The sequence below is a fragment of the Bacillus sp. PPSBB_2 genome (genome assembly GCF_045291115.1).
Taxonomy (GTDB): Bacteria; Bacillota; Bacilli; order Bacillales; family Bacillaceae_G; genus Bacillus_A; species Bacillus_A cereus.
The window spans coordinates 3,853,985-3,878,773 of sequence record NZ_CP147983.1; the positions used below are offsets into that span (position 1 = coordinate 3,853,985).

Consider the following 24,789-nt stretch of genomic DNA (forward strand, 5'->3'; position numbering starts at 1 on the left):
ACTTATTTCTCTCTATGCAAATGCTCCAGTTCTTTCCGAAGCGCCTGTTTTAAAAACTTCCCAACAGATGTTTTCGGTATTTCTTCCATAAAGACAATATCGTCTGGCAACCACCACTTCGCAAACTGTGGTTTTAAAAACTCATATATTTCTTCTTTTGTAACCGTACTATTTTTCTTTTGAACAACGCAGGCAATTGGTCGCTCTTGCCACTGAGGGTGAGGAACTGCAACGACAGCCGCTTCAAATATAGCATCATGTGCCATTAAAGCATTTTCAAGATCGACCGAAGAAATCCATTCTCCCCCGCTTTTAATAACATCCTTCGTACGGTCAACAATTTTCACGCAACCTTCCTCATCCACTGTGACAACATCACCAGTATATAACCATCCATCGCGAAAACCTTCGACAGTACGATCATCGTTATAATAGCTTTCAGCGATCCAAGGTGCTCGTAAACATAATTCTCCCATCTCAGTACCATCCCACTTCACGTCACCATTTGTACCGACTACTTTCATCTCGACACCAGGTACAAGATATCCTTGTTTAGAGCGAATTTCTAGTTGCTCTTCATACGATACTTCCGTTTCATAACTTTTTAAACGCGCAAGTGTTACGAGTGGACTCGTTTCAGTCATACCATATGCATGTATGAACGGAACATTATGTTTCTGTTCAAATGCTTTAATAACACTTTTCGGCGCAGCTGCACCTCCGCATAGTATTCTCGTCATACTAGATAAATCGTAACTATTATTTTCTAACTCTTGTAATACGCCGAGCCAAATTGTCGGCACACCCGCAGCTAACGTCACTTTTTCTGATTGAATCATCTCTAATAAAATTTTCGGAGTAAACATCGGTCCTGGAAGAACTTGTTTTGACCCAAACCAAGTAGCAGCGAAAGGAAGTCCCCAAGCGTTCACATGGAACATCGGTACAATCGCCATTGCAGCATCACTTTCCGATAAAGCAGCTGTATCCGCTAAACCGAGTGCCATACAGTGTAATACAGTACTACGATGCGTATATACAACACCTTTCGGATTTCCTGTAGTCGCTGACGTATAACACATACCAGCTGGTGTATTTTCATCAATATCTTTTACAAATTGGAAATTTGGATCGCCTTCTTCTAATAGCTTTTCATAATGATATACAGGCTTCAGCGTAGTGTTTGGGAGTTCATCTTTATCAGTCATAATAATGTAAGCTTGTACAGTTGATAATTGTGATTGAATATTTTCAACAAGCGGTACGAGATCTTCATCTATAAGTAGAATTCGGTCTTCTGCGTGCTGAATAATATATGAAATATGTTGAGGAGATAAACGAATGTTAATTGTGTGCAAAACAGAAGCAATACCTGGAATAGCAAAATACGCTTCCACATGCCGATGATGGTTCCACGCTAATGTTCCTACACGTTCACCTTCTTTAATTCCAAGCTTTTTCAACGCACTGGAGAGTCTTCTCGTCCTTTCCCCTAACTGCTTATACGTTAACGTTGTAACTGTATCATGCGTCCGTGAAACAATTTCTTTCTTCGAAAACAGTTTCTCTGCTCTTTCCATCATAGAACTAATTGTTAGCGGTACATTCATCATCATATTGGTTATATCCCCCTTTAAAGCGTTTTCATTTTTTCGTTTATTATAACAGACTTCCGCAAATGATTACGACATTTTTCTGTATTTTCTGAATTATTTCTTTGGAAATAATTCAGAACGATAAACTATCTATCTTTTTTCTTACTTTCTTTTTCAGTTTAAAAATAAAACGATTACTGTATTCCTTATTTTCTACTAAAATTCGATATATCTCCCATACTCCTAACACACGAACAAAAAGATAAACTCCGATTTGTTGTTATCAAAATAAAAAAACTCCTTGATTCATTTAAAGGAGTTTTCAATGTAAGATATTTCATTGATTCATATATCCTTCTCTAGATATACAATATCTTTTTGTATCGCGATTCTTACCTTTAATAAACATATCCTTCTGAATTGTATATTTGTACTCCATATTCAAACGTTTCATTAATTTTTCAGATGCTTCATTTTCTGAATCACATCCCGCTTCAATACTATTAAGATGCAACTCATGAAAACCATAGTAGAAAAAAGCTAATGCAGCCTCCGTGGCTAATCCTCTTCCCCAATATTTTCGAGATAAGGCGTATGCAATTTCTGCTGTATGTGTGACCAAATCATATTTTATAAATCCACACGTGCCTATAAGTTTTTTCTCCTCTTTTAATACAATTCCAAGAGGTGCTACTTGCCCTTCATTATATTGCCCCACAATTTCTTCTACATAGTTATATGTGTCACATAACGATTGATGAGCATCCCATACAGTAAAAGTTATCATCTCTTTATCTGTAGCATACTCATATATATGTAAACTATCACTCATATTCATTTTCCTTAACATAAGTCGTTTCGTATACAACGTTGGATATGACCATTTCTCAATGATCATAACGGCTTCTGCTTAAACTTTTCATAATGTCGTACTTTTAATAGAAGGATATTCCCGCAATCTGTACAAATATAAGCATCCACCGGTGAAGATGTGAACATCGTTTCCTTTTTCCGTATTTGTGCATATCCGACAAACTCACCTTCTCCTATGTTTTGAGAACCACAATTAGAGCATGTCTGCACGGTTTTTTGTTTCATGAGAGCACCACCTTTAATCTGTTTCCACTCCCTTCGACAGCTCACTTCCATTTCCCTTCCAAAAAACCTCTTATTCTCTCACATTTCAACAGGAATCTCAAAACAAAAATCGTATATGTACTATGAAATATATTTATTAACGGAGGAATTTTATGACTACTGTTATGACACTCGATATAGCAACAGAAATTGAAAATGCAGAAATTGATATGCTCTCTTCTAGATTAGAGAGACTACAAACAATAAGCGGAAACCCAATGCAAGTGCAAATGAAAAATTTCGGTAGTGCCACTGCCTTTTCATCAAAAATAATTGCCGGTCCTGCTTTTAATACGGTAAAAGGTATTACAAATGCAGATGCGATTGATGCAATCATTTCTTATTATGAATCACTACAAATCCCTTGTCGTTTTGAAATTACCCCAGCACAAGGTACAACTGAATTATTTCAATACTTATCTCAAAAAGGGTTTTATCAATCTAGCTTCCATACTGCTTTGTATAGTATACCGAGAGAGGGTTCATCACTTCCTCCTTCTAATATTACAATACGAAAACTAAAAGAAAATGAGTTTGATATTTTTGCAGACATATATATACGTGGATTTAATATGCCATCCTTTACAAAAGATAGCGTGCGCCAAAATAATGAAATTCTTTACAATGAACCAGGATGGCATTTTTTCATAGCTGAAGTTCAAAATATCCCTGCTGGTATTGGTGTCCTGTATATAAATAAAGGTGTCGCATCATTAGCTGCTTCTGCTACTTTACCAGAATTTCAGCGTAAAGGCTGTCATACTGCATTAATTCAAAAACGAATTAAGACAGCTATTGAATCCAATTGTACTTTAATAGTTGGACAAGCAAGGTTCGGTAGCGGCAGTCAAAATAACATGGAACGTGCCCACATGAAAATTGCTTATACAAAATCAATATGGACCGCAAAAGACATATAATTTACTTTATTTCTCCTTCCGTTACATTTTTAAACATTTTATGACAAATCCTTTTCTATCCTATTAATCATTTGAATATTCAAACTAGATTTGTTACGCTATTACTAGATACATCATTCAACTTGCAATATGAAAAGAGAATTCTAATCAAACTACAAGGAGGAGAAATGTATGACTAAACATGATCATGGTTTAAAAGAAAAAGTAGAAGGTGCCATTGATAAGGTAAAAGGTGAAGTAAAAGAAGTTGTTGGGAAAGTAACTGACAATAAGAAATTACAAGCTGAAGGAAAATGGGATAAGGTGAAAGGCACTGCTAAAGATACAGTTGGTAATGTAAAAGAAAAAGTACATGAATATAAAGAACACAAGAAAGAAAAATAAAAAAAGAGCCCATCGGCTCTTTTTTTATTTTCCTTCATTCTTCTCTAGTACGTATAAATCTTCTTCGATATTCGTTAATTTCTCACTTACAAGCTTTCTTGCATCTCCAATTGCTTGATTATATGCAAACGGTCCAACTAATTTAATCATTTCTTCTATTAAACGCTCTGCTTGGAAACGTCCAATTTCATCTAAATCTTCTTCCATAAAAAATTGCTGAATTTGTGCTACAAGTTCTTCTTTTTTATCATTTGGTATTTTTATATTCATCATCGTTGTTACTCCTCTATATTTAAGATAGTATCTTCCTTAACTCTACCATAGAAAAACGATTACCAGGACAGCTTTTTGTAACTCCTTCTAACTCTCTATGACCGAGTATATTTTCTTTCTTTATAGCAAATTGCTTCATAAACAGTTTGCATAAAGAATATAATGCATTCACTTGTGCAGGAGTTGGATCGTATTTATCGAAATTTCCCGTCATACATATTCCAATTGTATGGTGGTTATGGTCTTTCGCGTGCGCTCCAATATGTAAACCTCGTCCTTCCACTACAGTTCCATCCTTTTCGATAAAATAGTTGTAACCAATTCCGCTCCACCCCCTTACAGTTTGATGAAATTCATGCGTTTTATACACGTCCCATCCATCTTCAGCTGTATGGTGAATAATCAGTTTGTTTACTTTTTCTAAAGGAACTAATTCATCTTGAAATGTTAGATTGACACGTTTAATTTCCATTTGAACTGCCTCCTCTTAAAAATCAATCATAATAATCGTTTTATCATCTGGCCTTATTCTTTTTTCGCCTTCTAGCTCTTCAATGATTGCTATATATTCGTTTATACTATTCTTTCTTATATATGCAACAGTTTGTTCTAATGACCAATCTGGGTGAAATAACCCGTCTGAACAAATAAAAATCCCACTCACTTCATCTGTATGTAATTCACCATGTTGTAAATAATGTATCGCTTCTTTCATTCCATTTGCAACTGAATAACCATTTGGCATATTTGCAAGATAACGATTGTATTTTAACTGTTCTCGAACATCTTGAAAAACATATTCTTCTGGTACAGATAACCCTTTTTTACGATCTTCTTCCCTCTTCTTTTTTGCTCTTTTACTAATTCCTTCAACTGTGTCTTTCGTTAATACTTGCATCGTTCCATTTTGAAAAGTTGCGACAATCATACAGTCCCCAAGCTGCGCATATTCAATTTTCTCACCAACTATTTGGACTGCCGCGATACATGTGCACCACAAATGCTCTTTTTTTCTCGTGTCTACTTCATATTCTAACATTTTGCTTTGCAATGCTTCATTTGCTTTGGCAACTGCAAATTGTAAACTATGATTCTCTCGTAATGCAGTAAAATAACTTGCAAATAAATGCGAAGCGATGTATGCTCCATTATGTCCCTTTTCATCACGAAACGGGACAAGTGGTGTTGCACCGTCACATACACCATAAATCTTTTTATCTTTATTACAAAAATAAGAATCCTCACATTCTTGCTTCAACGGGCTTTTCTGTTGATATGTTTTTATCTTCACAACTGTATCCCCTTTCAAATGATAAAATACTCAAATTCTTTCGATTAATCTAATTTACCAAAATAAACTGTTTTTACCCAAAACTTTCAATATCATATATAATCTTGAAATAATATGAATTTTTCAGTGAAGGACGGGAAAGAAATGGTCAGATTCCTTGGTGTTATTATCGGTTCTATTATTATTGCGGTTGCCTTTAATCTTTTCCTTATCCCCCACAAAATTTTAAGTAGTGGAATTGGCGGAATTGCTATTATTTTAGGGATTGTAACCCCTGTAAACACAGGCATTATTAACTTTGTATTAAACTTACCTATCCTTATTTTAGGGTACATAGGTCTTGGAAAAAAAGTAATTTTTAACACAGTTGTCTCTGTAGTTGTATTATCTGTTGCATTATACTACGTTCCAGTAAAAGTCGTAGCAACAGACCCATTGTTATCTTCTATCTTCGGAGGTGTCATCGCCGGAGCTGGTATTGGTCTTGTTTTTAACTGTAATGGATCCACTGGTGGATTTGATATTATCGGTATGCTTTTATCCCGCAAGCGAGACATTAAACTTGGCGGATTCCTTATTATTTTAAATGCAGTCGTTGTAATAATCGCAGGATTCTTCTTCACCTGGGATGTTGCACTTACAAGCTTACTTTCAATTTATGTAACTGGTAAAGTAATTGATGCTGTTCATACAAAACATCGTAAAGTTACACTTATGATTGTAACAAATGAAGCAGAAAAAATGAAAAAACAACTTCTTTCAACTGTTGTACGTGGAATAACGTTACTTGATGGCGAAGGTGCTTATTCAAGCGAGAAAAAGCGTGTACTTATGACCGTCGTTTCTCGTGAAGAATTAGCAAGTATGAAACTAACAATTTCTGAAATCGACCCGAATGCATTCGTTAATATTACAGAAACTGTAGAAGTGTTAGGACTTTTTAGAAGAAGTTAAAGACTAGGTGGGAATCCACCTAGTCTTTATTTTGCATAAATTCAATTCGGTTTCCAAATGGATCTGACACGTAAAATCGAATTACATCTGGCCGTGCATAATCATCAATCACTTTAACACCTTGCTCTATAAGTGTTTGCTTAAATTCATTAATTTCATTCACATAAAAAGCTGGATGAGCCTTTTTTGCTGGTGTAAAGTTCCGCTCGACACCAATATGGATTTCTTGATTTCCGCATTTAAACCAACATCCACCTCGTTTTTTCAACTCTTCTGGCTTTGGAATTTCTTCCATACCAATCGTATTCCCATAAAAATCACGCGCCTCTTCTTCACACCCTACAGGTGCAGCTACTTGCACGTGATCAATCCCTTGAATATAATTTTTCATTTTCTCTCCCCCTCCTCTACCCTAATGTTATACGGAAAACAGCCGTCTGTAACTTACAAAAGGTTTATAAAACAATATAAGCTCCCCTTATTACCATCCTGCATTCACCTTGCAAAAAATAAAAAAAAAACAAAATTTATTCTATAACTTCCATTTTTTATAGAAATACACATTACATCTATATTATAGTTATGAATAGACAAATCTTTTTAGATGCTATTTGTACGGAGGAACTATTATGAGTCGTAAAAAATATTCACCAACTCAAAAAAAACGTCATCCGAACATTTCTAGACGTTTGCGAAACCATATACAAGATCGTTCATTAACAGAAATGTACGCATCTCTGTTCGAACACAATCCTGATAGTATTATTTCATTAAATTTAGAAGGAGTTATTCTACATATAAATCCTTCTGCCGAAAGAATATTAGGTTACACTTCTTTAGAATTAGAACAGAAAAATATTACCTCTATTTTAGAAGCCCATATTTCTGAGCAAGTATTACAAAATATAAAGAATACTGAAGCGGATAATCAACAAGAGTATATCTTATCTATTTATCATAAAAATGGATTCTTATTAGATGTTGTGACAAAACTAGTTCCTATTTTTGTTCAAAATCGTCTTACTGGCGTATATGCTATTATGAAGCCGCTTGAAAAATCAGAAAGAATTGAGAATATGCTAAAAGAAAGTGAGAAGAGATTACGTACATTAGTAAACTCCATGCCTGCGTTTGTTATATTTAAAGATCATGAAGGGCGCTGGCTTGAGGCAAATGATTACGCACTTTCTTGCTTCAATTTCCATCATGTACCTTACCACGGGAAAAAAGATAGCGAACTCATTCAATATAATGAAGCATACCGAGAAGCTTTTTTACATTGTGAAGAAATCGATGAACTAGCATGGCAACAAAGACAAATTCTTCATGGCGAGGAATTTATTATACATAGAGATGATTTCGATCTAATCTTAAGTATATCAAAAGTTCCGCTTTATCATCCTGATGGTTCTCGCAAAGGTCTTATCGTGATGGGGAGAGATGTTACTGAGCTAAAAGAAACTGAAAAGTTACTACGAAAATCAGAGAAGCTCGCAGTAGTCGGACAACTGACAGCTGGAATTGCCCATGAAATTCGAAATCCACTCACTTCTCTAAAAGGTTTTCTAACGTTGCTCCTCCCTGAAATAAGTGAAGAGCAGAAATGGTATATCGATGTTATGTTAAGTGAGATTTCACAAATGGAATCCATCACGAGTCAATTTATGGCGATGTCTAAGCCACAAGTATTATCTATCCAAACTTGTAACATACAAACTTTAATTGAAGAGGTAGTTACATTTATTTTACCGACTGCAATTATGCATAGCGTTCATATCATCATGGATCATTTTGATTACGTATATGATATTCAATGTGACGGTAACCAATTAAAACAAGTTTTTATAAACATATTAAAAAATGCGATAGAAGCAATGCCAAATGGCGGAAATATTTTCATCCAAACAAAACCATTAGAGAATAATTTCATCTTAATACGAATTATCGATGAAGGTTGTGGCATTCCAGAAGATCGTATCTCCCGTCTAGGCGAACCTTTTTATAGTTTAAAAGAAAAAGGCACAGGACTAGGATTAATGATGTGTTACAAAATAATTGAAGAACATCATGGTAAATTACACATTTCAAGCGAATTAAATAAAGGTACAATTGTTGATATTGAGCTACCACTTTCTTCATCTCACCTTGCAATCCAGTCTTAAATAAAAAAGAAGCATCTGCTAATCGTTAGCAGATGCTTCTTTTTTTAAAATACTTTGTCATACCACTCTTTTGCTTTTTCTACTTCACCCATCGTTAATTGATGCCCTCGATTTTCCCAATGCATTGTTACATTCGCATTTGCATTTTCTAATAGTACCTTCAATTCCTCTGACTCTGCTGATGAACAAATTGGGTCATTTGTCCCAGCAGCAATAAACACAGATTTCCCTGCTAAATTTGCTAATTGCATTCCTCTTCTAGGCACCATTGGGTGATGAAGCACAGCACCTTTTAATGCATTCTCATAATGGAATAATAAGCTTGCTGCGATATTTGCCCCATTCGAATAACCGATAGCTACAATGTTATTTCTATCGAATTTATATTCTTTAGCCGCTTCATCTAAAAATTCATTTAATTCCTTCGTACGGAAAATTAAATCCTCTTCATCAAAAATGCCCTCTGCTAATCGGCGGAAGAAACGCGGCATCCCATTCTCTAACACATTTCCCCTAACGCTTAATACCGACGCTTCCGGATCAATTATTTCTGCAAGTGATAGTAAATCTAATTCATTACCACCTGTGCCATGAAGTAATAATAACACTGGTTTTGACGTATCTTTTCCTGTAACTGTTTAGCCTACTTAAAAAGGCAAGATAAAGAGAAGAAATGTCTGTTATACATTTCTCCTCCAATTAGTTGATAAAGGCAATATCCATCGTTCCTTCACGAATTAGTTGTTCTATTGTGTGGAATACAGGTTTACCTTGTTTTTGTGCGGTTTGGATGAAGCTTCTCGTTAAACAAAATATTCACGCTCCATCTTCGGCACGAAACGTACCTGATACTTTTTGTTTTACTTTTGCCATTCGAATATCTCGCTCCGCTTCATTATTATCAAATGGAATATCCGCATGTGTGAGAAAACCTAAAATGGCATCTTTGTCTCGGACAAATCGGTCCCATAAATTTTTGGATGGCGATTGTTTAGAACGCTTTTAGGACTTATTCTTTTCTGCCTGAGGGGGATGACATGCAACTCCATCCTGCAGGATGGCTTCGTATGCCTGCTCAATTTCTAGAAGATCCCATAATGTAAGCTTTCCCTCTTGTTCTTCTTTGCGTTGTTTGGCATCACATAATAATTTTTTCATATTTTCTGCCCATGTTTCACCGGTTTGCTCAAAAATCCCTTGTAAATCTCGTAAAAGATGAGCATTACATAAAATATGTTGGGACTGTTTATATCCAAAATAAGAGGCCCATCCATCATGAACAGCAATTCCTGAGAAACGGGGTAACACACCAATTTCATTCATTGCCTCTTTTCCACGTTTTGTATGTACAACTTGAAGGTTTATGTCTTTTGTGCTCATGGTATGGAGCCACTGACGTTCTCGATTTACACGAATCCTAGTCTCATCAAAATGAACAATGCGAGACTGTAACAAATGAGATTTTGCTTTTTCTTCAAATACGTCCAAACGCTCTCCGAATACACGATTCATATGGACAAGTGTTCCTTCACTAATGGTATGACCGAATTGATCACGAATATAGGCAGCTGTACGGGCATACGAAAGCATCTGATAATTGATGAGATAAACAACTAAAGATTGGATACGAGAACTGTATTGTACAGATTTGGTGACATGGGGTAAAAACAGTCCTTCTTCGAACGACAAACAATTCGAACACACTTTTCCTTCGGATTCATATTGAGTCACCTCTATTTTTGTAGAAGGTAGGTCGAAGACTTGTCGTTTTTTTCGACTGACAATCTGTTCCTGTTCTAAAGAAGATTGACATTTTGAACATAGGAAAATAGGGTGCGTCACAATATGATGTGGATTTTCAACAGGTGCCAGCCTATAACCTTTGTGACCGATTTGTCCACCTGATTTCCGTCCTGTTTTTTTCCTTAAACTTTTCTTGAGGGGCTTTTTACAGCTATCTGTAGAAGGTGGTTTATGGCTATTTGAAGAATTTTTTTGAGACGTTGCTTGTAATTTCTGAATTTCCATCTGCAAAGATGCAACAGTTTCCTTTAATTGTTTGTTTTCCGCTTCTAATTGTTGGATGTATACGGTTGATTTGAGATGTTCCTCCATAAAAAGGTTTTGTATGGCTTCCAAACCCATGTGATACGACTGACAAATTTGTTCCATAGTCACCACTGCTCACCTCTCGTTTCGTCTATTCCTATGAGAAGTATGGGCTAAACTAACAAAAGCTAAACTATGAATTCATCAATATCAACAATATTAAAAGACTAAGCAGTTACCTTTTCCTTTTTGAAAAACATGTTTCATCATAATCCTTTTCCCCCTTCAATCACTTTAATCTAAATTTCTCACTTCAAATGGTAAAAGCGTTTGTTCAATCTGTTTTCTATGTTGTTCATATTGTTCCGGTAACTTTAATTCCTCACCCATCGTCTCTAACGATTCATCATGAGCGAAACCAGGAGGATCTGTTGCAATTTCAAATAAGATTTCACCATGTTCTCTAAAATAAATCGCGTTAAAATAATTTCGATCTTGTACAGGAGTTACGTGATATCCAAAACGCGACACATGCTCTTTCCAGTCTAGCTGATCAGCATCGTCAATCGCTCTCCAAGCTATATGATGAACTGTACCAACGCCCATTTGGCCACGACCGATTGTTGATAATTTCAAATCAATAATATTTCCAATATCAGCAGAAGAACGGAATCGAACAAATTCACCCTCTTCTCCGATTTTCTCAAGACCCATAATATGTTCTAACAATTCAGCTGTTTTTTGAGGCTGTGCAGATAAAAGAACAGCACCTCCAAACCCTTTAATTGCTACTTCTGGTGTAACTTCTCCAAAACTCCAATTATTTAATTCGCCTGCTTCTCTTTCAACTAATTCTATATGCAAACCATGCGGATCATCAAATTCTAAATACTGCTCTCCAAAACGAGTCATTTTCGTATACGAAACATCGAATTTTTCTAATCTATTTTTCCAAAACTCCATTGCACCTTTTGGTACAACGTAAGACGTAATTCCTACTTGACCGTCCCCAATAATACCTTGACGAGCACCTGCCCATGGGAAAAACGTAATAATTGTTCCAGGTTTTCCTCCTTCATTTCCAAAATAAAGATGGTACGTACCTGGATCATCAAAATTCACTGTTTGTTTCACTAAACGTAACCCTAATACACCAGCATAAAAGTCTACATTTTCTTGTGGATGCCCTACAATCGCTGTAATGTGATGGATTCCCATTGTTTTCTTTTCCATTTCTTCCACTCCTTTTTTATTTCATTATAAAAATTCTTTTACATTTAAATTCATTATTCATTTTGTCCATGCTGCAAAGTAAAATCCGTTATAATAATTTTATCTCGAATTCGAGATATTAATTACAAAAATACATATTGGTGTCTAACCTATCAAATTATCTTGAACTCAAGATAATTCACAAAAAATATTCATTCGATTTATAACCATAATAATTTTTCATTATGCATGTTATTTATCTCGAACTCGAGATTTATTATAAGTTACTTATTTTTTATTGTCAATAAGTCCTTACTTTCATTTTACATGTAAAAAGAGTAAACGCTATTCATCGTTTACTCTTTTTGCAAATCATTTCTTTTCTTCTTCCAGTACTGCTTCCATCTCATTAAATTCACGATGAACTGCCTTAACGGGTTCTTTCGTTAATAAACTTACAACGATAACAGTTAATAAACTACAGAAAAATCCAGGTACCATTTCATACATAATTGCTTTTAAACTTGGAATTTGTACCCATGCTATAACAACTACTGCACCAACAATCATACCTGCAAGAACGCCCCATTTATTCGTCCTTTTCCAATATAAACTTAATAAAATGGCTGGTCCGAACGCTGAACCAAATCCAGCCCAAGCATAACCTACAAGTGTTAAAATTGTATCACTTGGATGATACGCTAAAACAACTGCGATCATAGCTACTACTAATACTGACAATCTACCGATAAATACAAGTTCTTTGTCACTTGCATTACGACGGAATAATGTTTTATAGAAGTCTTCCGTTACTGCACTTGAAATAACAAGTAATTGTGAGGAAATACTACTCATAATCGAAGCCAAAATAGCTGATAATAAAAATCCTGTAATGTACGGATGGAATAAAATATTGGAGAATGTTACAAAGACCATTTCTGGATCTTGCAATGTTGCATTATTTTTAGCATAATAAGCGATACCAATTAGACCAGTAAGCATTGCACCTATAATTGAAATTGTCATCCAACCGATACCGATTCTACGAGAAGTCTTTAAATCTTTAATAGAGGTGATTGCCATAAAACGGACAATAATATGCGGTTGACCAAAATACCCAAGTCCCCATGCTAAAAATGAAATAATGCCAAGTATTGTGGTCCCTTTAAACATATCTAAATGCGATGCATCGACTTGTTTAATCGTATTAAATGTTTCTGTTACACCACCGACATCCGTAAAAGCAACAATTGGCACTAGTACAAGCGCAATAAACATAATACAACCTTGCACAAAGTCCGTCCAACTTACGGCTAGAAAGCCACCAAATAGTGTATACGCAACAACGACACCTACTGTTACAAATAAACCAATTTTATAATCAAGGTTAAAAGAATTTTCAAACAAACGTCCACCTGAAACTAAACCAGCCGACGCATAAAATGTGAAAAATACTAAAATGACGATAGCGGAGACAAAACGAAGTATTTTCGTACGATCTTTAAACCGATTCTCTAAAAAGTCTGGAATCGTAATTGAATCATTTGCCACTTCTGTATACGTTCGTAAACGCGGGGCAATGATTAAATAGTTTGCATACGCACCTATTAATAAACCTATCGCAATCCATACACTTGATAATCCTGTTGCATACATCGCACCAGGTAATCCCATTAGCATCCAACCACTCATGTCAGAAGCACCAGCTGATAAAGCTGTAACTGCTGGGCCGAGTCCCCTCCCGCCTAACATATAATCTGATAAATCGGATGTCTTCTTATAAGACCAATATCCGATATACAACATACCTGCCATATAAATAGCAAGCGAAACCATAATTTCAATCTTCACCAAATCTCTCCCTTAGTCCATAAGCCATTCAAAATTTCGAAAAATGACTTTTTCTATTTTCTTGTTTTCGCTTATGGTTCCCTACCTTAACAAACATTTTTTGTTCTTTCAAGTGAACGAGCACTGTTCATTACATGTGAAAACCTTTATAAACGCCTTTATTCCAGTGGATTACAATGATTTTTCAAGAATTCAAAGTAAAAATATTCAGAAAATTATATAGTGTTTTTTCACACCTTATTTACATTCGTTTACCCGATAAATTTTAAAAGAAAAAGCCATACAAATGTATGACTTTTAGCTTATTGACGTCTCAATTTTCGCTTTCTCTACATATACTTTACGAAATTTCATATAGCATCCAATACGCCAAGGTACTATATAACAAACCGCAAGAGTGTAGAAAAGAATGCCGATTGACTTTGGATCTAGACCTTGTAAATGTCTTCTAAAATAAGCACGTAAAAGAATGATAACTAAAAATGTAGCAATAAAAGCGATACTTTTTTTTGCATAAATTTGACCATCTTCTCTGACTTCATACCCACTTAAAATAATAAGTGGAATTGACAATAACAGTCCGATCCCAGCAGCTATACCAATTTGCCAACCAGCAAGTTGTATCGGTGCTGCGTATAAAGAAAAACCTGGTAATAAGAAGAATAATGGCAATAGTAGTCGTCTTCCTTTATTATTAATTGGTCGATTCATAGAGCGCATGCGTCTAAATATAACGAGCCCTATGACGAGTAAAAAAATTGTAATACTGTACGAACCTTGCTGCAAGTGAATCTCTCCCTAAAAATAGTCATTTTCAAAAATACTCCCCTATTATACTCCTAATTTTTCCAAAAATATAATTATTCCTCTAAAAAATCTTACACATCAAATATACTTTTAGGTTTGATTTACTATAGGAAACAATTCCGAAAGAGGAACTACTCTCCCCACCTCGTCTTTAAACACAATATGCTCTCTAGTTAAATGGCGCGGGCTCTTCACTCCCGCCGCTGCCGCTAATGAAAATAAACTATATCTCATACTAATAATATAATTCATGACTCGCCACTTCTTCTCATACGGATCTAACGCTTTTTGATAATGCGGATTCGTCGTGGCTACACCAGATGGACATTGACCAGAATTACATTGAAGGGCCATAATACAGCCACTTGCCATCATAAACCCACGGGCTGAACTTACAGCATCCGCCCCAATCGCTAAAGCAATCGCCACTTTATCTGGTGTGATTAATTTACCCGATGCAAATACTTTAAACTTGTTACGGACACCATAATGGTTTGCTGTATCAATAAATGTAAGTAATGCTGGAATAAGCGGCAGTCCCATATAATCTGCCATCGATTTATACGTTGCTCCTGACCCGCCTTCTGAACCGTCGATTGTAATAAAATCTGGGTAAATGTTTAGTTCTTTCATTGTTTTTATTAAATCTTCCAAAGGCTCCTGCTGACCAATTACAATTTTCATTCCAACTGGTTTACCGCTGTTTTCTTGCAACTGTTGAATAAAACAAAGTGTATCCGCTGCATTCTTTAAAAATGAAAATCGATTCGGTGAATTAATCGTCTCTCCCTTTCGGACGTTGCGAACAGAAGCAATTTTCTCATTTACTTTTTGCCCCTCTAAATGACCACCACGTATTTTAGCACCTTGCCCAAATTTCAATTCGAATGCTCTAATATTACTTTCTTTCGCTTTCTCCATGAATTTTCCCATTGAAAAATTACCGTCTTCATCACGGTATCCAAATAACCCTGGACCAATTTGCGCAACGATATTCGCTCCTGTATGTAAATGTTCTGGAATAACGCCACCTTCACCCGTATTAATCCACGATCCGCCTGCCATTTTTGCTCCAAAACCACTCGCTAAAATATAATTTTCTCCAATCGCACCGTAAGAAGTCGCAGATGCACCAAACATGCCATGTAGCTTCCACGGATATTTACGGTTCTCACCGACTATAATTGCATCATCTTCTTCGTACAGCCAAAGATTCGTTGTATCCGCTGTCAATTTTTCTCTTCTTGAAAATAACCCTTCTTTATGAATCACGTACTTTTTACCTTCCCGCTCTTGCGTGAGATTCACACTTAATTCCTCAGTTAATATCGGAAATAATGTATTAGCAATATAATATCCAGAAGCTTCAAAATCTCGTTTTGATCCAAAACCAAGTATTTCAGAGCGATATTTCGCTAAAAACATAACACTTTGAAAATCATAACGTGAGAAAGGCTTTCCATCCGTATCATGATCAAACCAATATTGTCGAAATTCAGGCCCTATCTTTTCCAGTAAGTAGCGCATTCTTCCTAAGTACGGATGTAATTTTAAAATAGAATGGTGTGTTCGTTTTTTTATAAAAAATGTAATGATAAAAAAGACGATTAAAAGCAACATTAAAAATAGTAATATACTAATAATAACGAGTAGCGTTTCACTCATCCCGCTTCCCCCTATGAAATTCCATAATAAAAGGAGAACACTAGATGTGCTCTCCTTTTATCTTTATTCATACTAACGTAGCAAGATGCTCTTTCGCGTCATATTCAACTAAACTTTCAGCGTGTTTAATTCGATGAACAAAGTCTGGATTAGCAATTAACGGTCTTCCGAATGCCGCTACATCAATCGTTCTTTCTTGCAACGCTTCTTCGGCCTCTTTCGGATTTAAATTACCAACCCCAACAATCGTACCATCCCAATATTTTCTTACTAGTTGATGAAAATTCTTTCCGTCAGCAATCTCTTGGGTATAATTCATCGTTGAAGGATGGATCATCGTTAACCCAACCTCTTTAAACATATTTATGAACGTTTCAATTGCAAACTCAGGGTTTTCCCACATATAAGTAGGATTATCACCTTTGAAAGCAGAGAAACGAAGAAGTGTTTTATTAGCTCCAACAGCTTCTATTACAGCCGCCGTTACTTCTTTCATAAACGTTAACCTTTGTTTTAAATCACCGCCATATTTATCTGTTCGCTTATTCGCAAACTCATACGTAAATTGATCGATTAAATATCCGTGTGCACCGTGAATTTCTACTCCATCAAATCCAGCTTCGATCGCATTTTTCGCAGCTTGTGCGTATTGCCCGATCACTTCTTGTATTTCTTCTAACGTCATTGCTTCTGGCGTATCAAACGGTTTACGAAAGCGTGGAACATTTCCCTCTGCAGCGATAGCCGACGGTGCTTGTGGCATTTGACCACCAATTATTTCATGATGACTCATACGCCCAACATGCCATATTTGAGCAATAATCGTCCCGCCTTCTTTATGTACCGCCTCTGTAACAGGTTTCCAAGAATCGATTTGCTCTTGTGTATAAATACCTGGTACTCCTGGGTTTCCTTTTGCTCTCGGACTAATGACAATTCCTTCTGTAATAATTAGTCCAATTCCATCCGCAGCACGTTTTCTGTAGTACTCCACTACATCCGCACCAACTACTCCAGTCTCATTATCTGCAAAGCATCTTGTCATCGGTGCCATCGCTATACGATTACGAAGAGACCAAGCTCCAACTTGAATTGGATCAAACAACTTTGTTTCTTCAACGTTTTCAAAAAATCCCCCAGCATTTACTTTTGTTCCTTCATAAATACTCGCTGCTTTATTACTTGAACTTGTCATTTTTCTTCCCCCTAAAAAATCTTACTATAATCGCATCATACTTACTTTTAGATAGTAACGTCAATTTTTACGACTTTACAATAAAAAATTCGAATATCCAAAAAATAAAATGCTATAAATAATATTAAAAAGGTTTCCTTAGGAGGAAACCTTTTTTGTTGACCATATATGGCTGTCAATTCGTTTATCTCTTTAATAAAAAAAAACACCTTATCAATAGAAGTAAAAATGGTTCAGTATTCTTCTAAAAATAATAACTTATATACCTAAAACAATGAAAGCCCTACCTCTCTTTCATCCTTACGGCTCCTCGTCCGTGCCAGTGTGAATCAGGATTGCAAAAATCAAGTAACTATTTTATCGAAGTATTCAATTAAACTTCGAACATTCATAAATGAAATTAAAAAATAAAAATGGATTTGATTGTAGTAATAACAATAGAGGTAATGCTCTAAAAGTGGTTTGAAAGAGTTGAATGTCTTTGAAATGATAAATTTTCTATAATTATGTTCCCAAAAAATTCAAGATCTTTTTTGGGATATAATACATTATTTGTAATGAACCTTAACAAAAGCTTTTTATCTGATTTTCTGTGATACCTTCAATTAATCCCAGTTCACTAATCAAAAATTCATATGCGTTATCTAACATCTTCTTTTCGCTTGCATTAAGTGCTTTTTCTTTCTGTATACGCATTAAATCACGCACAACTTCAGCACCTTCTTGCATTTTACCCGTCTTTATTTTATCAGTGTTCAATTTATACCTTTGTTTCCATGTAAGTAATCTATCTGATTCCCCATGTTGAAAAATATCCATTATGTGTGCTAATGCGGTTATATCCGTAACTGGACGTATATTCGAATTCAATATTCTCCCTGCTGGAATCATTAGTTCCATATTACTAGCCGACATTTTTATAACATAATACTGTTGTTTTTCTCCTGAGATTTCCTTCTCTTCTATGGCTTTAATTATACCTGCTCCCTGCATTGGATAAACAATGTTATCGCCAATTTGAAACAAATAATCCACCTCCATATATGGTAACCTTCTCAAGCTTAACATACTTTTAGTTTTTTAGCAAAATTTTTATTTTATCATAAAATTATTTTACACGTCAACACTTCAGAAGCAAGAAATTAAATTTACACAATACACTATAAAAATCGCAATTCCATTAACGGTTCCACACACATTCATTCTCTTTTAATACAAAAACACATCACTACATTTAAGTAGTGATGTGTTTTTGTTAAGGCATAAATAAAGATCTACTTTTCCGTCTATATACTAACTTGCTTACTAACCGTTTCCCTCGCTAAAAGAAAACTCATAATCACTTGCGCTGCTACTCTACTCGTCATATCTCTGAAATCAAGAGTTGGATCAATCTCTACTATATCCATCCCTTGAACGAGCGGTTCTTTACCAAGGAATTCAATCGCATCTAGTAAAGTCGTACTATCCATTCCACCAGGCCCAATTGCTGGACAACCTGGTGCAAACGCTTGGTCTAGCACATCCATATCAAGAGAAATATAAATAGAAGTCACACCTTGATTTCTTAATAATTCAATACTTTCCGTGATAATATCTTTTATTTCTCGCTCTCGTACGTCTTTCATTGTATACACTGTTACACCATGCTCTATTGCATATTCATGGTACGCACGTGCATTAGAAAAATTACGAATTCCAATTTGAACAAGTTGTTTCCCTGTAATGACATCATTTTCTAGTAAACTACGGAATGGTGTACCATTTGACGGGCCTCCATCATCTAAATTACGTAAATCATGATGAGCATCAAATTGAATAATTCCGACCTTTCCTTTACTGTTTGCAAAACCTGTTATACTCGGAAAACTAATCGAGTGGTCACCCCCAAGAACAATTGGTATCATGTTCGGGTTTACTTTCGTTACATGACCAACTGTTTCCGCAATTCGTTTATGACTTTCTTTTATATCCGTCACATGCATCGTAATATCGCCGCAATCATATAAGACACTTTCTTTCATATCGTGTTTTTCTGTAATTGCATATGTGCTATATGCATCTAACATCGCACGAATTGTCTTTGGAGCAAAACTTGCTCCTGAATGACTAATAGATGGTTTAGAAAGGGGTGCTCCAATTAAGGCAGCACCGAATATTTCTACGCCTTCCTCCCAATCTTTAATCATCTCACTCCATTTTGTCACTTCACGATCAATAAACTTTGCATTTTTCTTTAAATAGTGGCCGTGCTCCACGATTGTTCACCTCTTGTATATGCAATATTACCATTCTTCCATACTGTATTCACATGACTTACGCCGTAATGATACGGTACGTAAGCATAATTGTAAGCATCCCATAAAACTAAATCTGCCTTACGACCAACTCTAATTTTCCCAGCTACATCACCACGGTTAATAGCATATGATGAGTTAACCGTTACGGCATTCCAAACTTCTTCTGGTGTCATTTTCAGTTTTAGCATCGCAATGCTCATAATAAGCTGAATATTTTCAGTTGGACAGCTACCTGGGTTAAAGTCTGTAGCTAACGCAACTGCAACACCTTCATCAATCATTTTACGACCACGAGCAAAGCTTTCTTTATTTAAATAGAAAGTTGTTCCTGGTAATAATGTTGCTACTGTATTCGAGTTTGCAAGCATTTCAATCCCTTTATCAGAAGCTCCAACTAAATGGTCCGCTGATGCTGCACCGATTTCTGCCGCTGCTTCCGCACCACCAAGAGGGTCGATTTCATCTGCATGAATTTTCACATCAAAGCCAAGCTCTTTCGCTTTTAATAAAAATTCTTTTGATTCTTCCACAGAGAACACACCTGTTTCACAGAAAATATCAACGAACTCCGCTAATTGTTTCTCTTTCATTTCTGGTAATAAATCTAACATCCATTGTAAAAACTCTTTCGATCTACCTTTATATTCTTTCGGAACTGCATGAGCACCTAAAAATGTGGAAACTAAATCGACTGGATGCTCTTTTTGTAATTGTGCTGTTGCCTCTAATTGTTTCCATTCCGTCTCATCATCTAATCCATAACCACTCTTCGCTTCTACAGTAGTAACTCCGAAAGATAGCATACGGTCTAAATGGAATTTCGCTTTTTGAACAAGTTCTTCTTTCGACGCCTGTTTCGTTGCATTTACAGTTGCAAGTATGCCTCCGCCTTGTTCTAAAATTTCTAAGTACGGAACTCCTTGTAGTTTTAGTGCGATTTCATTTTCACGAGATCCACCAAATACAAGGTGAGTATGCGGGTCAACAAGACCAGGAGAAACCATTTTCCCGCCGCAATCAATAACTTCTCTCGCTTGTAATCCTTTCGCTTCTTCCGCTGTTCCAACGAAAGTAATTACACCATTTTCAATTCCAACCGCACCGTTTTCGATAACAGGAAGCGTGTTCATCGCTTCCCGTCTTAACAAGCCATCTTCTTGATCCATTGTTAGTAATTGACCGATATTTATTAGTAAAGTGTCCAGCATGTTTTCTCCTCCTTATTTCATCATCGGAATGTTAACGCCTTTTTCTTTCGCAGTTTCCACAGCTAAGTCATACCCTGCATCCACGTGACGAACAACACCCATACCAGGATCAGAAGTTAATACGCGCTCAATTCGTTTTGCTGCTGCTTCTGTTCCATCTGCAACGATAACCATTCCCGCATGAAGTGAATAACCCATACCAACGCCACCACCGTGGTGAACAGATACCCAGCTCGCACCGTTTACACTATTAATTAATGCATTTAAAATTGGCCAGTCAGCTACTGCATCACTACCGTCTTTCATCGCTTCTGTTTCACGGTTTGGAGATGCTACTGATCCGCAATCTAAATGGTCACGACCAATAACAATCGGTGCTGATAATTCACCATTTGCAACCATTTCATTAATGATGCGACCAAATTTCGCACGCTCACCGTAACCTAACCAACAAATACGTGATGGAAGTCCTTGGAACTCAACTTGTTGACGTGCCATACGAATCCAGTTACATAAATGTTCATTATCAGCGAACTCACGTAAAATTACTTCGTCTGTTTTATAAATATCTTCTGGATCACCAGAAAGTGCTACCCAGCGGAATGGCCCTTTTCCTTCACAGAATAATGGACGAATAAATGCTGGAACGAATCCTGGGAAATCGAAAGCATTTTTCAAACCTTCATCGAAAGCAACTTGGCGAATGTTATTTCCATAATCAAATGTAATTGCACCTTTTTCTTGCATCGCAAGCATCGCTTCCACATGTTTTGTCATACTTTCTTTTGATAATTGTACGTAACGTTCTGGATCTTTTTCACGAAGTTTCGCTGCTTCTTCTAATGTGTAACCTACTGGAATATAACCGTTTAATGGATCATGAGCAGATGTTTGATCTGTAACTAAATCTGGCGCAATATCACGCTTCACTAGTTCTGGTAAAATCTCTGCCGCATTTCCTAGCAAGCCAATTGAAATTGGTTCTTTCTTCTCTTTATACTCGTTCGCAACAGTTAATGCTTCTTCTAATGATTCTGTATACATGTCACAATATCTCTTTTCAATACGACGATCGATGCTGCGCTTATCAACATCAATAGCAATGACAACACCGCCGTTCATCGTTACAGCAAGAGGTTGTGCACCACCCATACCACCTAAACCAGCAGTAAGTGTTAATGTACCTTTTAATGAACCGTCGAAATGTTGACGAGCTGCTTCACCAAATGTTTCATATGTTCCTTGTAGAATCCCTTGTGTTCCAATGTAAATCCAGCTACCAGCTGTCATTTGTCCGTACATCATAAGACCTTTTTTCTCTAGTTCTCGGAAGTGATCCCAGTTTGCCCATTTTGGTACTAAGTTTGAGTTCGCTAACAGAACGCGAGGTGCATCTTCATGCGATTTAAAAATGGCAACTGGTTTTCCTGATTGAACAAGTAACGTTTCATCGCTTTCTAACGTTTTTAATGAATCTACAATCGCCTGATAGCTTTCCCAGTTACGAGCTGCACGGCCAATTCCGCCATACACAACTAATTCTTCTGGTTTTTCAGCAACTTCCGGATCTAAATTGTTCATTAACATACGAAGTGCAGCTTCTTGCACCCACCCTTTCGTTTGTAACTCTGTACCTCTTGGCGCGCGAATTGTTTGTTTTACTTTTTCCATTTCAATCTCTCCCTTTTCTCGTTTTATAGTGCTGCGTTTACATCCAATCTTTCTTTTATCGAATAATTCGTTTTTAACCAATGTGCAATATTTTCAATATCCGTTGAGAAGATGCGATCATTTGTAATAGATGGTACTTGCTGACGCCCTTGATGGTAGAAGCTCTTCGTCACTGTACTCATGTTTTCAATCCCGCGATATTCTGCCGCTTGCATCGCACAAATCATTTCAATTGAAAGAACACGTCTTACATTTTGAATAATTTGATGTGCATGACGTGAAGCGATTGTTCCCATACTTACGTGATCTTCTTGGTTAGCTGATGACGGGATTGAATCAACACTCGCCGGATGTGCTAACGTTTTATTTTCAGAAACTAGTGACGCTGCAGCATATTGCATAATCATTGCACCAGACTGAAGTCCTGGTTCTGGACTTAAAAATGGCGGTAAATCGTTTAACTGCGGATTTACTAAACGCTCAATACGACGCTCTGAAATGTTTGCAAGTTCTGCCATTCCTACTTTTAAGAAGTCCATCGCAAATGCAATTGGTTGACCGTGGAAATTACCACCTGAAATTACTTTTTCCCCGCCATCAAAGATTAGCGGATTATCTGTCGCCGCATTCATTTCAATTTCTAATTTTTCTTTCACATAATTTAATACTTGCCAAGAAGCACCGTGTACTTGCGGGATACAACGAAGTGAATAGGCATCCTGTACACGTAGTTCTCCTTGTTTTGTTGTTAACTTACTATCATGAAGAATGTCACGAATTCTGCTTGCTACATCCACTTGCTCTTTATAACCACGTGCTTTATGAACATTTTCATCAAATGCATCAATAATGCCTTGTAACCCTTCAATTGTCATCGAAGCAATTAGTTCAGCTTGATACGCCGTTGCTTCTGCTTCTATATAAGAAAGAACTCCTTGTGCTGTCATCGCCTGCGTACCATTAATTAACGCAAGACCTTCTTTCGCTTCAAGTTCAATTGGCTCAAGCCCTTCTTCTGTAAGAGCAACCATTGCATGAACGCGTTTCCCTTTATAGAACACTTCACCTTCGCCTAATAATACGAGCGCAAGATGAGATAAAGGCGCTAAATCTCCACTTGCACCAAGTGAACCTTGTTGCGGAACGACTGGATGAATTTTACGATTTACAAACTCAAGAAGCATATTTACAACAAGCGGCCTTACGCCTGATACTCCTTTAAGCATCGTGTTCGCTCGTAAAATTAACATTCCGCGCGATACTTCTTCCGGGAATGGATCACCTATCCCACATGCATGTGACTGAATTAAATTATGTTGAAGTGCCTTTACATCATCTTTTTGGATAAGCACATCACTAAACTTTCCAAATCCAGTTGTAATACCGTAAACGACTTTTCCGTCCTCTACAATTTTCTCAACTACTTCGCGGCACTCCGCTACCTTTTGCATACTAGTTGGACAAGCTGTTACACCTTCTCCTTCCAGTAATAACCTCTTCATTTCTTCAACTGTCAATGTATGTCCTGTTAACGTAATCATCATTTTTCCTCCTTAAAAAGGCAAAAGGGGACCTTATCTTTTTAAGACAGACTTCTGTCCTAAAAAAGTAAGGCCCCCTTCTAACTAATAGACTATGGGCAAATCATATGTGATTAATTCCTAAACCAATCGCCTCATGCTCAGATCCTTTTACAGGTGCACCAATCGTTCCATATAATGCAACAGCAACCCATTCGCCTTCTTTTTTCCCGTCGTATGGTGTACCGCGCACAATCGCAAAACGAAGTCCTACTGTACGAAGAACGTCTGCTAACTGAATTTGACCTCTCGTCACTCCGTACAAAGCTTCCATAATTGCATGATAAAGTGCATGTGTTTCTCTGTAAACGTCTGTTTCAATAACTTGGTTGCTTTTAGCCGCTGTTTCCATTGCTGCGACAACCTTTTGCGAATTCATCGAACCCACTTTCCCCGTACAATACTTCCAACCTTTTGGAATGGATAATACAGGACTTTCATTCTCATCCGCAAGTGCCAACAGCATGGCCATACGACCAATTCGATGTGTTCCTTGAAGAAGCATGTGACTCTCTCATTTCTTTTGAATTATTTG

22 protein-coding genes and 3 pseudogenes are annotated in these 24,789 nt (G+C 36.6%); 4 read left to right on the forward strand and 21 right to left on the reverse strand.

All coding sequences use genetic code 11. The features are described 5' to 3' along the window. Positions 1-2 precede the first annotated feature (2 nt). From V6946_RS19180 to V6946_RS19195, 4 genes and pseudogenes are all read right to left on the reverse strand, one after another. Positions 3-1,616, reverse strand: a complete 1,614-nt coding sequence (locus tag V6946_RS19180) for a long-chain fatty acid--CoA ligase (RefSeq protein ID WP_000980205.1) — start codon at positions 1,614-1,616, stop codon at positions 3-5. Positions 1,617-1,728: 112 nt separating this feature from the next. Beyond that, a pseudogene (locus V6946_RS19185) lies at positions 1,729-1,869 on the reverse strand (transcriptional regulator); the annotation flags it as partial. 63 nt (positions 1,870-1,932) lie between these two features. Further along, positions 1,933-2,493 carry a GNAT family N-acetyltransferase gene (locus V6946_RS19190; RefSeq protein ID WP_000582837.1) on the reverse strand — a complete coding sequence of 187 codons (561 nt, stop codon included), beginning with the start codon at positions 2,491-2,493 and terminating at the stop codon, positions 1,933-1,935. Beyond that, positions 2,490-2,693 carry a hypothetical protein gene (locus V6946_RS19195; RefSeq protein ID WP_000810948.1) on the reverse strand — a complete coding sequence of 68 codons (204 nt, stop codon included), beginning with the start codon at positions 2,691-2,693 and terminating at the stop codon, positions 2,490-2,492. Before V6946_RS19195 ends, V6946_RS19190 begins: the two co-directional genes overlap by 4 nt. Positions 2,694-2,845: 152 nt before the next feature. On the opposite strand from V6946_RS19195, the gene V6946_RS19200 reads away from it, so the two are divergent. Next, entirely contained in the window at positions 2,846-3,652 is an 807-nt protein-coding gene (locus V6946_RS19200) for a GNAT family N-acetyltransferase (RefSeq protein ID WP_006927357.1), read from the forward strand. 171 nt (positions 3,653-3,823) lie between these two features. Then, positions 3,824-4,036, forward strand: a complete 213-nt coding sequence (locus tag V6946_RS19205) for a CsbD family protein (protein ID WP_000160410.1) — start codon at positions 3,824-3,826, stop codon at positions 4,034-4,036. A gap of 24 nt (positions 4,037-4,060) precedes the next feature. Here the strand turns inward: V6946_RS19205 and V6946_RS19210 are convergent, their stop codons facing one another. Genes V6946_RS19210 through V6946_RS19220 form a run of 3 tightly spaced genes read right to left on the reverse strand, consistent with a single transcriptional unit; the run spans position 4,061 to position 5,618 of the window. Next, complete coding sequence (locus tag V6946_RS19210; RefSeq protein WP_000981064.1) at positions 4,061-4,309, reverse strand: DUF2164 domain-containing protein; 249 nt, start codon at positions 4,307-4,309, stop codon at positions 4,061-4,063. Between the two features lie 19 nt (positions 4,310-4,328). Then, positions 4,329-4,781 carry a peptidoglycan recognition family protein gene (locus tag V6946_RS19215; protein WP_006927358.1) on the reverse strand — a complete coding sequence of 151 codons (453 nt, stop codon included), beginning with the start codon at positions 4,779-4,781 and terminating at the stop codon, positions 4,329-4,331. 15 nt (positions 4,782-4,796) lie between these two features. After that, on the reverse strand, positions 4,797-5,618 hold the full coding sequence (locus V6946_RS19220; protein WP_033692858.1) for a protein phosphatase 2C domain-containing protein: 822 nt from the start codon (positions 5,616-5,618) through the stop codon (positions 4,797-4,799). 126 nt (positions 5,619-5,744) lie between these two features. On the opposite strand from V6946_RS19220, the gene V6946_RS19225 reads away from it, so the two are divergent. Then, positions 5,745-6,554, forward strand: coding sequence for a YitT family protein (locus tag V6946_RS19225; RefSeq protein WP_000251344.1), 810 nt, complete (start codon positions 5,745-5,747; stop codon positions 6,552-6,554). Positions 6,555-6,573: 19 nt separating this feature from the next. Here V6946_RS19225 and V6946_RS19230 read toward each other — a convergent pair whose 3' ends face one another. After that, a complete protein-coding gene (locus tag V6946_RS19230; protein ID WP_000800772.1) occupies positions 6,574-6,945 on the reverse strand; it encodes a VOC family protein in 372 nt (123 codons plus the stop codon). A 238-nt stretch (positions 6,946-7,183) separates the two neighbouring features. On the opposite strand from V6946_RS19230, the gene V6946_RS19235 reads away from it, so the two are divergent. After that, on the forward strand, positions 7,184-8,716 hold the full coding sequence (locus tag V6946_RS19235; protein WP_000087654.1) for a BA3702 family sensor histidine kinase: 1,533 nt from the start codon (positions 7,184-7,186) through the stop codon (positions 8,714-8,716). Positions 8,717-8,760: 44 nt separating this feature from the next. Here V6946_RS19235 and V6946_RS19240 read toward each other — a convergent pair. The 13 genes and pseudogenes from V6946_RS19240 to hutP all read right to left on the reverse strand — a co-directional run. Beyond that, positions 8,761-9,345 (reverse strand): annotated as a pseudogene (locus V6946_RS19240) (alpha/beta hydrolase); the annotation flags it as partial. A 187-nt stretch (positions 9,346-9,532) separates the two neighbouring features. Further along, positions 9,533-10,888 (reverse strand): annotated as a pseudogene (tnpC, locus tag V6946_RS19245) (IS66 family transposase). Positions 10,889-11,059: 171 nt separating this feature from the next. Then, complete coding sequence (locus tag V6946_RS19250) at positions 11,060-11,998, reverse strand: ring-cleaving dioxygenase (protein ID WP_366981430.1); 939 nt, start codon at positions 11,996-11,998, stop codon at positions 11,060-11,062. A gap of 351 nt (positions 11,999-12,349) precedes the next feature. Then, positions 12,350-13,828, reverse strand: a complete 1,479-nt coding sequence (putP, locus tag V6946_RS19255; protein ID WP_366981429.1) for a sodium/proline symporter PutP — start codon at positions 13,826-13,828, stop codon at positions 12,350-12,352. A gap of 297 nt (positions 13,829-14,125) precedes the next feature. Next, complete coding sequence (locus V6946_RS19260) at positions 14,126-14,614, reverse strand: cytochrome c biogenesis protein CcdC (RefSeq protein ID WP_366981427.1); 489 nt, start codon at positions 14,612-14,614, stop codon at positions 14,126-14,128. Positions 14,615-14,725: 111 nt separating this feature from the next. After that, positions 14,726-16,300 (reverse strand): FMN-binding glutamate synthase family protein, encoded by a 1,575-nt coding sequence (locus V6946_RS19265; protein ID WP_006927376.1) that lies wholly within the window; start codon positions 16,298-16,300, stop codon positions 14,726-14,728. A gap of 67 nt (positions 16,301-16,367) precedes the next feature. Continuing rightward, the gene (locus V6946_RS19270; protein ID WP_006927378.1) at positions 16,368-17,495 is read right to left on the reverse strand and encodes an alkene reductase; all 1,128 of its coding nucleotides are present in this window, start codon (positions 17,493-17,495) and stop codon (positions 16,368-16,370) included. Between the two features lie 564 nt (positions 17,496-18,059). After that, positions 18,060-18,521: a CarD family transcriptional regulator gene (locus V6946_RS19275; protein WP_170317877.1), complete on the reverse strand. Its 462-nt coding sequence runs from the start codon at positions 18,519-18,521 to the stop codon at positions 18,060-18,062. Positions 18,522-18,781: 260 nt separating this feature from the next. Beyond that, entirely contained in the window at positions 18,782-19,753 is a 972-nt protein-coding gene (gene hutG / locus V6946_RS19280) for a formimidoylglutamase (RefSeq protein ID WP_000399850.1), read from the reverse strand. Further along, positions 19,732-21,003: an imidazolonepropionase gene (hutI, locus tag V6946_RS19285; protein WP_000887539.1), complete on the reverse strand. Its 1,272-nt coding sequence runs from the start codon at positions 21,001-21,003 to the stop codon at positions 19,732-19,734. The genes hutG and hutI overlap by 22 nt, the downstream gene beginning before the upstream one ends. A 12-nt stretch (positions 21,004-21,015) precedes the next feature. Further along, entirely contained in the window at positions 21,016-22,674 is a 1,659-nt protein-coding gene (gene hutU / locus V6946_RS19290; RefSeq protein WP_366981426.1) for a urocanate hydratase, read from the reverse strand. A gap of 23 nt (positions 22,675-22,697) precedes the next feature. Continuing rightward, on the reverse strand, positions 22,698-24,215 hold the full coding sequence (hutH, locus tag V6946_RS19295) for a histidine ammonia-lyase (protein ID WP_000631874.1): 1,518 nt from the start codon (positions 24,213-24,215) through the stop codon (positions 22,698-22,700). A 103-nt stretch (positions 24,216-24,318) separates the two neighbouring features. Then, the gene (hutP, locus tag V6946_RS19300; RefSeq protein WP_000926516.1) at positions 24,319-24,759 is read right to left on the reverse strand and encodes a hut operon transcriptional regulator HutP; all 441 of its coding nucleotides are present in this window, start codon (positions 24,757-24,759) and stop codon (positions 24,319-24,321) included. Positions 24,760-24,789 lie beyond the last annotated feature (30 nt).